Source organism: Candidatus Hamiltonella defensa 5AT (Acyrthosiphon pisum) (assembly GCF_000021705.1).
In the GTDB taxonomy this organism is placed as follows: domain Bacteria; phylum Pseudomonadota; class Gammaproteobacteria; order Enterobacterales; family Enterobacteriaceae; genus Hamiltonella; species Hamiltonella defendens.
This window is the reverse complement of the sequence record NC_012751.1, coordinates 1,082,222-1,095,404: the sequence shown is the minus strand read 5'-3', so window position 1 is coordinate 1,095,404 and position 13,183 is coordinate 1,082,222. Positions and strand designations below refer to the sequence as shown.

14 protein-coding genes and 4 pseudogenes are annotated in these 13,183 nt (G+C 42.7%); 8 read left to right on the top strand and 10 right to left on the bottom strand.

Annotated features, from left to right (window positions below; genetic code table 11):
• Positions 1-192: 192 nt before the first annotated feature.
• From HDEF_RS05390 to HDEF_RS05370, 6 genes and pseudogenes are all read right to left on the bottom strand, one after another.
• Positions 193-2,121: a hypothetical protein gene (locus tag HDEF_RS05390; protein WP_015873632.1), complete on the bottom strand. Its 1,929-nt coding sequence runs from the start codon at positions 2,119-2,121 to the stop codon at positions 193-195.
• Between the two features lie 440 nt (positions 2,122-2,561).
• Positions 2,562-2,708: a hypothetical protein gene (locus HDEF_RS12520; protein ID WP_158533948.1), complete on the bottom strand. Its 147-nt coding sequence runs from the start codon at positions 2,706-2,708 to the stop codon at positions 2,562-2,564.
• A gap of 227 nt (positions 2,709-2,935) precedes the next feature.
• Positions 2,936-3,316, bottom strand: coding sequence for a hypothetical protein (locus tag HDEF_RS05385; RefSeq protein ID WP_044612312.1), 381 nt, complete (start codon positions 3,314-3,316; stop codon positions 2,936-2,938).
• On the bottom strand, positions 3,276-3,668 hold the full coding sequence (locus HDEF_RS05380) for a hypothetical protein (RefSeq protein ID WP_044612311.1): 393 nt from the start codon (positions 3,666-3,668) through the stop codon (positions 3,276-3,278). Before HDEF_RS05380 ends, HDEF_RS05385 begins: the two co-directional genes overlap by 41 nt.
• 396 nt (positions 3,669-4,064) lie before the next feature.
• Positions 4,065-4,478: pseudogene (locus tag HDEF_RS05375) on the bottom strand (DDE-type integrase/transposase/recombinase); the annotation flags it as partial.
• A 179-nt stretch (positions 4,479-4,657) separates the two neighbouring features.
• Entirely contained in the window at positions 4,658-4,900 is a 243-nt protein-coding gene (locus HDEF_RS05370; protein WP_015873628.1) for a transposase, read from the bottom strand.
• A gap of 440 nt (positions 4,901-5,340) precedes the next feature.
• Here HDEF_RS05370 and HDEF_RS13180 point away from each other — a divergent pair.
• From HDEF_RS13180 to HDEF_RS12085, 3 genes and pseudogenes are all read left to right on the top strand, one after another.
• Positions 5,341-5,487 (top strand): annotated as a pseudogene (locus tag HDEF_RS13180) (helix-turn-helix transcriptional regulator); the annotation flags it as partial.
• 353 nt (positions 5,488-5,840) lie between these two features.
• Positions 5,841-6,542 (top strand): hypothetical protein, encoded by a 702-nt coding sequence (locus HDEF_RS05360; protein WP_234809339.1) that lies wholly within the window; start codon positions 5,841-5,843, stop codon positions 6,540-6,542.
• Complete coding sequence (locus tag HDEF_RS12085) at positions 6,535-6,723, top strand: hypothetical protein (protein ID WP_100103899.1); 189 nt, start codon at positions 6,535-6,537, stop codon at positions 6,721-6,723. The genes HDEF_RS05360 and HDEF_RS12085 overlap by 8 nt, the downstream gene beginning before the upstream one ends.
• A gap of 402 nt (positions 6,724-7,125) precedes the next feature.
• Here the strand turns inward: HDEF_RS12085 and HDEF_RS05355 are convergent, their stop codons facing one another.
• The 3 genes and pseudogenes from HDEF_RS05355 to dcm all read right to left on the bottom strand — a co-directional run bounded on the left by HDEF_RS05355 (position 7,126) and on the right by dcm (position 10,045).
• Positions 7,126-8,331: a type II restriction endonuclease gene (locus tag HDEF_RS05355; protein ID WP_015873624.1), complete on the bottom strand. Its 1,206-nt coding sequence runs from the start codon at positions 8,329-8,331 to the stop codon at positions 7,126-7,128.
• Positions 8,328-8,735, bottom strand: a complete 408-nt coding sequence (locus HDEF_RS05350) for a very short patch repair endonuclease (protein WP_234809484.1) — start codon at positions 8,733-8,735, stop codon at positions 8,328-8,330. The genes HDEF_RS05355 and HDEF_RS05350 overlap by 4 nt, the downstream gene beginning before the upstream one ends.
• Before the next feature lie 31 nt (positions 8,736-8,766).
• Positions 8,767-10,045, bottom strand: a pseudogene (dcm, locus tag HDEF_RS05345) (DNA (cytosine-5-)-methyltransferase).
• Positions 10,046-10,856: 811 nt separating this feature from the next.
• Here dcm and HDEF_RS10955 point away from each other — a divergent pair.
• Together HDEF_RS10955 and HDEF_RS12510 are read left to right on the top strand one after the other, a co-directional pair.
• The gene (locus HDEF_RS10955) at positions 10,857-11,054 is read left to right on the top strand and encodes an Rpn family recombination-promoting nuclease/putative transposase (RefSeq protein ID WP_048901564.1); all 198 of its coding nucleotides are present in this window, start codon (positions 10,857-10,859) and stop codon (positions 11,052-11,054) included.
• The gene (locus HDEF_RS12510; RefSeq protein ID WP_234809338.1) at positions 11,041-11,193 is read left to right on the top strand and encodes a hypothetical protein; all 153 of its coding nucleotides are present in this window, start codon (positions 11,041-11,043) and stop codon (positions 11,191-11,193) included. The genes HDEF_RS10955 and HDEF_RS12510 overlap by 14 nt, the downstream gene beginning before the upstream one ends.
• 11 nt (positions 11,194-11,204) lie before the next feature.
• Here HDEF_RS12510 and HDEF_RS05335 read toward each other — a convergent pair.
• Positions 11,205-11,524 (bottom strand): annotated as a pseudogene (locus HDEF_RS05335) (HU family DNA-binding protein).
• 38 nt (positions 11,525-11,562) lie between these two features.
• Between HDEF_RS05335 and HDEF_RS12080 the strand changes: the two are divergent.
• The 3 genes from HDEF_RS12080 (at position 11,563) to HDEF_RS13880 (ending at position 13,182) form a co-directional block, all read left to right on the top strand.
• The gene (locus HDEF_RS12080; RefSeq protein WP_148207011.1) at positions 11,563-11,781 is read left to right on the top strand and encodes a hypothetical protein; all 219 of its coding nucleotides are present in this window, start codon (positions 11,563-11,565) and stop codon (positions 11,779-11,781) included.
• Positions 11,782-12,290: 509 nt separating this feature from the next.
• Positions 12,291-12,896, top strand: coding sequence for a nitroreductase family protein (locus HDEF_RS05330; RefSeq protein ID WP_015873619.1), 606 nt, complete (start codon positions 12,291-12,293; stop codon positions 12,894-12,896).
• A gap of 100 nt (positions 12,897-12,996) precedes the next feature.
• Entirely contained in the window at positions 12,997-13,182 is a 186-nt protein-coding gene (locus HDEF_RS13880; protein WP_158530927.1) for a hypothetical protein, read from the top strand.
• The last annotated feature ends 1 nt before the right edge of the window (position 13,183 follow it).

Below are 13,183 nucleotides of genomic sequence, written 5' to 3'. Positions count from 1 at the left end.
CTGTTTTCACGAGCGGCATTATCAATCATCGTTATGCTCGCGTCAGCTTTCATTTGCCGGTCTTTATTGTTATCTGATATTTTATTCTACATAGCTCTTTGATTTTGAAACTCATGATATTTTTGTCTTTTCCTGCTATTACTCCATGTAGCTATTGCTTCATTATTCCATCCAATTTCGGTTAGAGCGGCTTTATCCGCTTTTCTTTCGGCCTTTTTTGTCTTGCTCAACTTGCGACGGGCCTGATGCGCCTACCGTTTGCCCGAGGTCTTGATAATGTTCAATCAGTTTTTCACCAGACTTGACGTCTTCTTCAATGGCTGACTTTACATCAGAAAGCATGTTCTCTATACGTACTGTGATGCGCTGGTCATTGGAGACACCCCTTCTAAATGAGGCCAGAAGTTCATTCGCTTTTTTAATTTCTTTCTTGTTTTTGATGAAGAACCACCGACTCTTCTCGAAGGATTTCAAACAATGCTTTGAAAAACTCTCATAGTTGTCGAATCCCAATTTCAATGACTGGAAAGGCGCATTGGCCGCTATGGTAAGAAATGAGAAAGTCTCAAAGTCCTTGTTGCCCATGTTTTGCTGAATCAGCGCTGTCGGAGATGTATCATATTTCTCAGCCTGCTCAATCCAAGCTTCATAACCTTGAGTGGGAAGCTCGCCAGATTGAGCAAGTTGCGAAACAGTATAACAAGCCCTGTTAAATGGCGTGTAATATAACCGTTTATCTTTCGACACACTACCATGGAGAGGCACTTTAGCCACTAAAACACACTCCTTGACAAAATCTTTGTCATAACACATGCGTTTAAATTCTTCACTATTTTGTGATGTTTCAAACATTATCTTTGATAACTGATTGGCATAGTCAACATGAATTCTGACTCCTCCTTTTTTTAGCGCCTGTAACCTGGAGTGAAGCGGTATCGCCTCTGAGACATCAGACTGAGCGACGGATTGATGAGGCTTTAAGGACTCTGCAGGCAATATGGCGGAGGCAGCATAACAGTTAGATAAGGTGGTTTTACTGGGTGTTTTTATGGTCTTTTTAACCACAGCTGTACTGACGGCCTGATTGGTTTCCTTGGATATTGATTCAGGTGTCACTGAATATTTTAAATGTTCTCTGAGATTTTTTACAGCCCGCCGTGTAGCTTGCTCTATTTTTTGATGATTTATCGAATCGTTTTTTAAGATTTTAAGAATGTTTTCACATAAAGGTGTTATTTCTTCTGTTTTAGTTATTTTTTGCCATTTATTTTCCTCTTCATATAATTCTGGTTCTTCAAGTTCTGCAACAACGGCTCTTATGAATAACTTTGTCGTAATTGGAATCTCATCTGAAGTTGAGGGATGACTGGCGCTAGCAGTGCGCACATATTCTCTATAGGAATTATTGATGTATCCAGGACCCGTTATACTCTTTTTTGACTCAATATCCCTTTTTTCCTCTTCAATATACTTTTGTACCTCATTTTTTTGTGGGAAAATCATACGAGGTTTGGCAACTTTGATAGACCTTAAGTCTTCATTTCCTATTTTACGTGTAAAAATTTTATTTCTTTTTTCAGACAATTTCATGAAATCTTCCCCTATTGATAAAACATGGCCAGAAGAAGAGTAGATATTTATACATCTATTTAATCTATTTGCTAGCTCTATAGCTGTCTCGTCGTTCATGTTACATGCTATAAGATGTAATGGTTTTCGAGTACCCGCTGCTTTATTGATTTCTTGTGCCACATTTGAGTGACTCTTTAGGTAAGCAACGAATTGTTTAGCATTCATACCTATACAATTTTCATGCCTTCTTAATGTAAATAGACCGTCTCTAGAGTGTATTGCAATAGCGTCTTCATTTTTTTCTCTAAAATTAACCAGATAACCTGTGCTTATGGTTTTTTGAGAATCCTTTGTTCTCTCACTCTCAAAAATGACATAATTTTCAGTTTTTTCAGGTAATTTTGAATTGGTGTCTTGAGATTTTTTAAAATGATCAACCAATTTGGCACAAGAAGATTCAGATGCAGATTCAGATGCAGATGCAGAATTGTTTTCTTGTCGATGAGAAGGGAATATTTTTTCACCTATAGCTTTTAATATTTTTAACATTCCTGGTTTTAATTAATTAATTTAATATGTAAAAATTTTATTTAAAATTGATGGACTGATTCACTTATGGCCGATCCATAAATAAAAGATGCAAACTTTTTATTTTCTTAATATTTTTAAAAAAAATTATTGATAAATTTAAGCCCCTAAGTATTTTTATATTCCGATTTTTAGAGGCATGATTTGTGTATTTTTGATTTAATTGTGGTTTTTTGTTATTCCATTTTACTTTCCTTCAATAAATAATCGATATCAAAAAACGCTCATCTTTTATGTAATCAGAATAAAAATCATCAAAAAATCACGAAATAACCTGAATAGAGTTCTGAAAGTGTCATATACGTGATGGGAAAGTGGAAAAGGAAGATAATGGAGTTCGATCTTCATCCACAATGCAAGAGTATGTGAGCAGGAGGAGAGATAAGAGCGTTTAACGAAGATTAATGATCTGATTTTAAAATAAATAGCCATTTAAATTGGCTGATTAATAGCGTTTCTGGTTCCGTTACTCCCCAAACCCCTAATATCTCTGATTTACGTACAGAACAATTTTTAAAAATTACAGATTTAGCATCAGTATGATTCATGGGTTGCATCGATTTTCTTGGTTCTAATCAAATTCAGTGCGGACCTGACTTGCTCTCATGCGCACATTAGGCTGATGAGCCAGCCACCGGATTTTATTATAGTATCCCGAGCCTCCGGAAACACCGTCACCATGGTAGCCATAAACTTTTGCTTCTACTTTTTGATTGTTGAATTCATTACGAACATGTTCTGCTAGAGGTTTAATCTCACATAAATTTTTTTATTTTTATCTGACTTCAGTATTTTTAAACGATCTGATCGTATAGGCGTCAGCACTTTCGCAGGAGGTTAAGCGTATGTCTATTGATTGATCTATTTTTATTAACTCTTTAAGTTCACCAACCATATCAGCAGCGCTTTTCGTTTGACTGTCAGACCTGGCTGTATCGTAAATATTTTTATCTCCAGCGTTTCCATGCCCCAATACATACACCTTAGAGAGCTTTAAATTTGAAGTTTCATCTTTAGATATAAATATTATCTGACCTAAGGCTAAATATTCACCTGCAAGCTTGGTCAGTTCGCTGTTTAGGCTGTGAACATATTGTATACCTTCTTTGGTAAAATTATTCTTTTGTTGTTGGTAAAATTTTTCTCCAAAATCCAATTCGTTCTTCCTGGATTCTATAAATTTTTTTTGTTCTTTTTTTATCAAAAATTTTGATGATGTGCTTAATACAGGGAGGGGGGGGTCCTGATAAAACACGAGGGACGTTAATGGAAAGAATTTGCAAAAACATATCTTCATTAGCAGGAAAAGGCATATAAATAATGTCTTTTTTTTCTAATTCAGCTACTTCTTTTTTCTTACAATGAACTGTATTTGTAGAACTTATAGAATTTATAAGTTTAGTAAAATCAGAAAAATTTGTTGGGTTTTGTTTATTTTTGGCCCCTGAATTGTAAGTAAATAAATTAATCTCTGATGCAAAGTTTTTTAAAGTTCTTATTTTAAACATAATTGTTTTTTCGCGCTGGTAATTAAATAGAATCAATCTTTAATCGAATAAAGAGAATAACTTGATGGTATTTTTATATTTAAAAAATATAGGCCATAAAAACATCAGGGAATAACCTGAATAGATTTTTTAAATGGGTAACATAAGGGACCGGAAAGTTGGGGTTGTCTCATAATTCGGAATTAAAGTACGTTAAGCGTAAGTAGAGGCAGGCACCCAGCGGTAGAGTGTGAATGGTCAACTTGAGGTTTTTAGTAACATTCTTGGCAGGAGTCCTACAGGGCTGTCCCATTAAAAATTTTGGTGCAAATAGTAAACAAAGTTGAATTTCCCTAGCCTACTTGGTTGTGTCGCATTAATGGAAAAAGATAAACCGAAAGGGGTGTGGCTTATTTTTTAGGCAGTCAGAAAATAAAATTGTTCTGCAGGGGATAATTTTTCCCCTTGTGGATGGATTAATTGTCCTTTACGTATCATCTCTATCAGTTCAATCCCTGCGAACCCTGTCTGAGCTCGCCTAAAGGAAGAATCGCAGCATGGGTCGTGTTCGGCGTTTCATATTACGCTTCACTTGCTCAATTAAATTGTTTAGATATTTGCTTTGTCTGATTTTGATGGCTTCCTCTTGACTTTTCCCTTTGTTGATTTCCGTCAAAGTAGCAGTATTAGCCCCACTTTTATCAATAGTGATGACTTTCGGATTACCCTGGCTTCGAAAAAAGCCTGTCGAAAAAAACGCAGAGCTGCTGCTTTATCCCTGTTAGCCGGCAGAAAGTCGATAGTCTGACCTGAGGAGTCAACAGCACGATGTTGACACAAGCGATCTCCGTTTTTATCGCCCGCCTTTTGAAAAGCCGCTTTCGGTTTGACCGCATATGCTTTTATGACCTACTCGTTAACCAAATTTATGTAACCTACTCTATCTGTCGAGACTTTGGGTCTTCATATTTCATCTGATATGGCACTGTTAACAAAGTAAATTAAAGACTTTAAAAAGCCATAGCGAAGAAATAAAAGAAGGTGATATCGAGTTTATTGAAGCGTAAAGCAAGCCTTTTGTGCTCTTTGATTTTGCCAAAAAAACGTTCAATAGCAGAGCGGGCAATCATCGACTCTTTTCCATTTTCACGAATTAGGTTTCTCACTTCACTCAAGTCATACCCCCTGTCTGCTATCACTTCTTTCACCTTTTCCCAGTTTCCTGCTGCCCATAGCTGAGGAAATGTCCTCATATCTGTCCTTTGGCCTTCGATAAACAAGCACTTCTAAGTAGCGTGCCTGAAAGGCCGACATCAATTTTAGGGCTCACGCCTTTTCATAGACCCCCAACGCAGTATTCACCGGCTCAATCAGCCCGGATACGGGACTCATCATCGTGGGTTGACTCGCGCTGCTGGACAACACGCACAGAAAAAGCACGACGCTTGTATTTTCATGTGCATATTCTTTGATAAATAAAATGAGGAGATGAAGATATCCTTTCCGGCAGATAAGCGAAGGTTTCTGGTTTGCATGTCTGACATGCATGAGGTAATGTGTTTTTCTGTGAATGATTATTTATAATTGATTGTTGGTGTGTATGTTATACTCAGACTGTAGGCTGAGTAAATCTGATTTTAATTAATTTATGGAATCTGATAATGAATGATATTAAATCAAAAAACATTTCCTCAGAACTGTCGAGAACAGATTACAAGGAATTTATGACAAAATTAAAGTCAATTCACTGGATGGATTGATAGAATACTGCCACACAACCGGACTCGATCACCATGTTCCGAAAAAGTGGTTAAGAGAGGGGGTGGGATTTTTTTGGTAATACTCGAGGGTTTCTTTGTGGACGTTTATAAAATAACCGATAGCGACGCCATTTATCTATAACAACGTCAGTTAGGCCTAAGCAAAGTCAATTTTTACTGTAGATTTCTACAAATCAGATGCAATTTGGTTTACAAGGTTTTAACCAATAAACCACTCTGCCGCAGAGTCAATTGACAATAAAATCAGGGATTTTACGATGAAGAGAATGTTCTATTTGACAAAGGTTTTTGAGTTATTCAAAAATGATTTCAATATCAATGAGCGTTTGTGCAATAAGGCTAGATCAAATTCAAAGTGCTTAATGGGGTGCATATTTTGATTTTCAAAAATATACCTTACTACCTTACGGGATTGACAATTTTTTTTCTTCTTTTTAAGTCTGGTCTGTGCCTGGCTTCTTCCCCTAAACTTGAAATTGGCATTTTATTCTCTCTGCCCCACAATGTGCAGGAGGAGAGCCAAAAACTTTCAGGGGAGGTGACACGCCGGTTAATCGCTCATTTTCCAGAAAATCCCCCAAAAAATATCCCTCATATTTCGCTGTTTCAATTAAAAATAGAGGAAAGCCGTTTGCCGGAATTGATTGAAAATCTTGGCGTTTTTCTCAAAAAAAATCCATTTTTGCCAACTCTGACAATGCGATCCTCTTTAACCGATACCCAAGAAAATATTTTTTGGACTGTTGAAAGAATCGATGATGAAACGAATCTGAATGACTTTCACAAAAGCATTGTAGAGATAGCAGCGGCATATCGTTCGAGTGAGCTCATGGAACAAGTGCGTATGCTTCGAAATCTTTCACTAGACCAACGCGAGAAAGTTAAAAATTATGGCATTTTTTGGGGCCTTCCAGGCAATCTTAATCCTCATATCACTCTTTTTTACGATTCAGGAGTAGACCGAAAAGATCAAAACAAGACATTCATTTCTATAAAAGATCTCATTGGAGAGATAGCGGTCACACCAGGGATTGTTTTTAAAGCTCAAAGTCTGGCTATTGGAAAGCTTGGGCGTTCGGGTAACGTTGAGAAGATCCTGTACAAATTTGAGTGAATCACTAATTTCACGTAGTCACTTCGGTAAACCAGGACGCCCTAAGCGAGCTAATTCAGGATATGGTGAAAGCAGGGATATTTTATGGTTATGTCGCGCATTAAAGAATGCCTTTTCTTTGAAACAGGTTAAAATGTATACCGGTCTTTCTGAAGACAGTTTAAACAAATTTCTTCATTAGCCATCCACTTTAAAAAAACAAGATCCTATGCCTGTTAATTTTTTATATCGATAGTCGCCCAAAATGATGTGTCCTGAGCTGTAATACACTGCCTCTATAAGCAATTTTCGCGCCTTCCATTGTTGGCTCTTACCATCTGGAAACGGGAAACGCCACTACAGGTTTTCCATGGACCTTAAAATCGACAAATAACGTACCCCTTAAGTTGACCCGTTCGCCACAGCTTTGGCTGAGGCGTACCGCAGGAGCGGAGCGACAAGGAACGAACTGTACTGATCAACTAAATTTGGCCACCACAACCAGGGAAATTCCAAACCATGGATCGTCTCAGAAAACGGAAAAAATCGTACGCCAACCCGAGGTTCAGTTAAGTACTCACGCATGCTGTCTGGCACGAACCAGTTACGTGAAGCTGGCAACGTCAATCAACCATGTCTGCTGGGATGGCGTATAGGTCTGGTACAGACTTCGCGGCAGAACGAGCTGCAGTCGCTTTGCTGCCATTTCATCGGTCTGGTGCGTGGAGATTTCTGTTTCCAGAGTCAGCAGATGCTTGTTATCAATCCTGTCTGCTTCAGCAAGAACCTGCCGCCAGCGATCCTTGCAGGTCGATTTCACGCCAGGCATGGTCAGTTTCAGCGGGTCGAAAGCCGGGTTATGGTATTCGGTCACGCCAGGAAACAGAAAATCAGGCTTGGCCTTGTTCTCTGTTACGGCTGTTCGCGTATAGCGGAGGCCGTTTTCCGAAAACAGCACTTCCAGATGGTTTTCCAGGGCAAGGCCGACACGACTTTTGCGCCGATTTTGCACAGACAGGGAGAAGGACAGGAAGCCATCAACATCAACCGCCGCGACGCTGGCCTTGCCGGAGAATCCCTGCGATAGCCGGTCGGCGATAAGGTAGCTCTCAAGCGTGCGGAAAAGTATTTCCTCTCGCTCCATCCACGTCATCAGAACAAGGTCTGGCTGATCCTGTGGGGAAAGGTCTTTGAGTGTAGAGCGCGCATAAGCCGAAAATTCGCGTGTAGTCGAGCGTCCAGCGAAGCGGGAAAGCATATCATCAAGGTAGGTGTCCTCGGATGTTTGAACCTCAATTCCGATGTTTTCCAGAATGAACCGGGAGGGAAAATCGATGCGGAACTGTTCTGTTTTCAGCCCGGACTTTACCGAGAAGTCGCAGCGCGCCAGATCGGCAAGGCCAAATAGCCATTCAATCTGCCGCCCAATGCTTGAACCATTCTCGGCAATGATGACAAGCAGGCCGCCGTCCCGCTTTTTGGCGATAACAAGCAAATCACCTTCGTATGCGTTCAGGGATACATTTGTGGTAGGAAAGTACAGATGGTATTCCGGGGCGCGTGGTTTTTCCTTGCGGCAGTTGTACAGCGTCAGAAACGCATCTTCCACGATGGGGTCGGGATCGTCGTCGGTGAGATAGAGGAAACGGGCGGGTATTCTCGTCTTCTCTTCAGGACTGCCAAGGAATACCCGCACATTCTTTGTGGCGTGGTATTCGTGCTGGTTTGAACGTGTCTCATCAGCCTCTACCGCGCTTAGCTTCTTGGCGGCGACCCCTTCAAAATACTCTGACAGATACCCTGGATTCATTGCCTCACCTCGATCAATGGGGCGACGCTACGAAGCCATTCTGAAAGACTCTGTGCTACGCCCTCAATATTTTTCCCAGCGCCGCGAAGGGCGCATTCCCATACGATGCCTACTCGCCAGCCATTTGCCAGCAGGGATTCTCTGACAAGGTTGTCCTTAGCCTGGTTTCGCCTGATCTTCTCGCGCCAAAAGTCCGGGCGTGTTCCGGGCCATTTGAACAGTGGGCAGTCGTGCCCATGCCAGAAGCATCCATGCACAAATACTATCGCATGGTAGCGAGGCAGAACTATGTCAGGCTTGCCCGGCAGATCGCGGACATGAAGGCGAAACCGGAAACCGTGAAGGTGCAGAAGGCGGCGGATCAGGATCTCCGGTTTTGTATTTCGCCCACGTATGCCTGACATCATCCGCCTACGTGTCGCGCGGTCTACTACGTCAACCATCAGGAAAACAGGGGCAATGCATCTGAGCCCGCACGTGAGGCGTCATGATGCGGGCGACTTCCTGCATGACCGGCATGACGACGCTATTGCCGAACTGACGGTAAGCCTGCGTATCACTGACAGGTATCTGGAAAGCGTCAGGGAAGCCCATCAGGCGGGCGCATTCGCGTGGCGTCAGGCGTCTCGGCCGTTTGTTCCTGCCCTGTGCCATACAAGGATTTCTGACCCGTCCTTGTGATACCGGGCTGACAGTGTGCGTGTCACACTGTCGGGATAGGCCATACCAAAGCCGAACCCATTGCCGGCGGCGCGGTGCTTGTCTGCATAGGCCTGAAGGTAGGCCCACAGGTTGGGCGTCAACGTGTATCGGAGCGGCACGGGGCCCGCCTGTCGTGATCGAAAAAGCGCTCTCCATCCCAGGGGAGCACCGGCTCTGTGCCATCCGTCCTGTGCAGAATTGACGCAAGGCGCGGACCTTCTTCCGGTAGTTTCAGGTCATCCCATGAGAAGCCCGTTTTTTCGCGGAAACCGACGATGATGATTCGTTCGCGATGCTGCGGTGTGAAGTGCTGCCCGTCGATTACCCTGTAATGCACATCATAGCCCAGCTCGTCCCTGAGCGTTTGCAGGATGACGTTGAAGGTGTGGCCCTTGTTGTGTGAAAGCAGGTTCTTGACGTTTTCCAGCAGGAACGCCCAAGGGCGTCTGGTGGCGATGATACGGGCCACGTCAAAGAACAGGGTTCCCTGCGTGGTGCATTCGAAACCATGTGGGCGGCCCAGCGAATTCTTTTTGCTGACGCCCGCAATACTGAACGGCTGGCAGGGGAAGCCGGCGAGCAGTACATCATGGTCCGGCACGTCCTCTGCCGGATATGGAACGATGTCACCCACAAACGGATGAGGGGCGCCGTAGTTCTGAATGTAGGTCTTTTTTGAGAACCTGTTCCATTCGCTGGTAAAAACGCATTCACCGCCCTGAGCATCGAAGCCCATACGGATGCCGCCAATGCCGGCGAACAGGTCAATGAAGCGGAAGCGGGGGCTCACTTTTTTTGTGCGGGCGGCGGGTTGTTGCAACAGGTCGCGCAACACGGGTTCGAGCATTGACGGACAAGGCGTTTCGCCTTTTTCCCATCGCCTTGCGGTCCTGGTGTCCTTGCCTGCATGTTCTGCTATTTCGCGTTGCGTGAACCTGCTGCGAGCCTGTTTCAGGAGTTCTGGTGGCTGGGCATGTGTCATATCTTGCTCTCTGGGAATTTTTGCGGACATTATGTCTTATAATATTCCCTTTTACCAGGATCTTGTGAAAGCTCTGTGTCATTTTGAGTCATGCTTTAATCATGGCAGCAGCAGGGGCTTTAGTTGATGACAAATCAATATAAGAAATCAACAAAACATGGCATGACCCGCACGGCTCTCGGCGCCCAAAACAGGCTTGGCAGGGGTCTTAAAATCGAATGAAGCTGAGGGTGAGATAATCACTCCCAAGGATATTGTAACTGGCTGCATACCGTCAACCCATACCTATCAAGACTATCTGAATGCCTGGACACACTTTTGCTCCAGTCAGGCTGTAACCGACGCAGACCGCCACATTAGTGCGCGAGTCAGTGTGTTCCTATTCAGTGGTGAACCCCTGCAAAGCTCTGAAATAAAGAGTCTGGCCTAAAAGCTGAGCTCTACGATGCTTTATCAATGATGCTTCAGGAGGTTTGCCAAAACCTCAACTGAGCGCCCTGGCAGTCCTATCGGTATTGCCGGTCGTCAGCCAAGTAACTTTGAATCTCTTATTCCATCCAGTCTTAACCTCAAAATTTTTCACATGTGAAAGTTCATTCTTGTTTTATTCGGCTAGTACAAATTATTTTGCCCCGAAACAATCTATTATCCAACCTCTGCTGGCGCCCATTTTGGGCAATTATAGATTCAATATTGGACGGATTATAATTTGATTCTGTAGAACAGTATAGCCGTTTCACGTTACAGAGCGCATTAGCAATGCGTGACAAAAATCCTTGTCTCTGTCCGATTGATTCACCCTAAACTCATTTAATACCATTATTGTTTTGAAGATAAAGCCTTGTCGGAGCGTATTTATACCCAACCTTTCAGACTGGCGGATTTGACGACACTGAGCGATGGAGAAATTATGAAGCATCGCCGGATGGCGTTATTAGAACTGGTTCAACAACACATTCGCCGACGGGATATGAGCGAGTTACTCAATGAAATTGTGGCCGTCAGAAAAACACGATGGGACTCTGATGACGATGGCTGAAGCATTAAGACAAGAAGGTATTCAGCAAGGCCTTCAAAAAGGTAAACAAGAAGGTTATCAAGAAGCGACTCGACAACTCGCTCAACGACTTGTTGTCAATCGTTTAGAGTACTCAGTGGTTAAAATTCTACCGGGTTGACAGATGAAGAATTAAAAGCCCTTTCTCAAAAAAATCCTCAGAATGATTAGATGCCGACATTGATATAAAAACTCCGCCCCGGAGCGTAATGCTATACATCCAATTAATTTGGCCGCCGCGATCTGGATGTTCTCACCAGTTTGGGGGTTCGCCCAGTTCGCGCTGCGCGTTCCTTGACCTGAAAAGTACCAAATCCAGTGAGCGCCACTGCCCCACCCGCTTTAAGCTCTTCTGTCACCGAGTTGATCAAGGAATTAACCTCAGCTTCGGCCTTGGCCTTGCTGATTTCTGCATCTACTGCCACTTTCGTAATCAGTTCGTTTTTTTTCATGTCGTCCCCTTAGTTCAAATGAATTTGAACAATATATAATGATGACTAACAGCCAGCGCCAGCACATGATCCAATTGCTGCCCGAATCAAAAGGTAAACCCAAGGCTCTTGTTGCAAGGAGCGTTTTTTCCTGTGCCGGGCCGTCCGACCAGAAAAGGGATTTTACCCTGATTGAGATCATTGCTTATCGCGTTTTCTACCCTTGGATTTCTGTTATCTATACCGGCAACAAATTTTTATATTGCTTGTTCTTTTGATTCTCTCATTTTCATACCTGCTTTGTTTCTTCGTTACTATTTGGCACCCGCAAAGCTACGGTGTGGTTAGCGCTTCCTGGACAACTCCCAAGGAAGGGAGAGTTCTTTTCGATTCAGGTAACGCCCAAAGGCCTCTCTTGTCGGCTTTTGCCTCTGCTTCCAGCCTGAACAGCTCAGGTGTTTTGGCGTACTTGACGGTACACCCAGGCACTACCAGTACGGATTATTTCGGCTTTGACCAATGACCATCTACTCTTTGGATAACCGAACAACGCCCGATTTTGGGCAGATACTTGACGTCGACATGTAGAAAAATTACTTCTGTGAACGCACCAAGTTTTAAAGCGGCAAAAGAATTTGAAAGAAACGGTTCAATAACCTATAACTTTAGAGTGATTTATCTAAAGTTAATAAATCCCTTAAAAAAATTACAGTTAAGAATGTAATTTAAATAAAGTAGCTTAGCTATATGATGCAAAATCAATTCGTATTTTAAATACAGGAATGTTATGAATACTCTCGACGCCATTATTCAACGCCGTGCCATTAAAAATTTTGATTCTAAATATGTGATGACTCTGGAAGAAAAAAAGTCCCTTTTGAACATTGCTCTGCAAAATGCTCCAAGTGCCTTTAATTTACAACACTGGCGGCCATTATTGATAGAAGATCCTGCTCAACGAGTTGCTATCAGAAAAGTTGCATGGGATCAACCGCAAGTTACCGATGCTTCTATGCTGGTTGTCTTGTGTGGTGACTTATCCAGTTGGGAATCAAAGGTGAAAAATATTTTGGGTGAAGCAGATGAGCCCGTTCGAAATTTCATATTTCCAGCAATTGACAAATATTATCGTAATAAACCGCAGGTACAGCGTGACGAAATTATGCGTAGCAATGGCATTTTTGCCCAAACACTCATGTTAGCAGCCAAAGCGAAAGGGTATGACTCCTGCCCAATGGATGGTTTCGATTTTGATGCAGTGAGTCGTATTATTAACAAACCCGATCACTATGAGATATCACTGATGGTGGGAATTGGTAAAGGTATCAGTCAAGCGTACCCCCGCATAGGGAAGCTGTCCATTGATGAAACTACAAAGATTGATCGTTTTTAATCCGCTTTGTAGAATCCAAGTTCTGTCGCAAGAACTTCTTACCCAGGTATTCGAAACCTGGAAAAAATAACAGACTTCTTTCCAAACCGCAGAGAAGGTTGTGAATTCAAGGCACAAGACCACAGAAACCGGAGTGTATACAGACGGTTCTGTTGAATTAACTGCTTGCAGGCGAAGTATGATAGTGCTGAATTCTTTTTATCCACTGGCGCTCCTCCCTGTCTCTGACGAGAAACGCCTTCAAATGCTGGCATTATCCGATAGCAGAATCCATAGAACCGACTGAA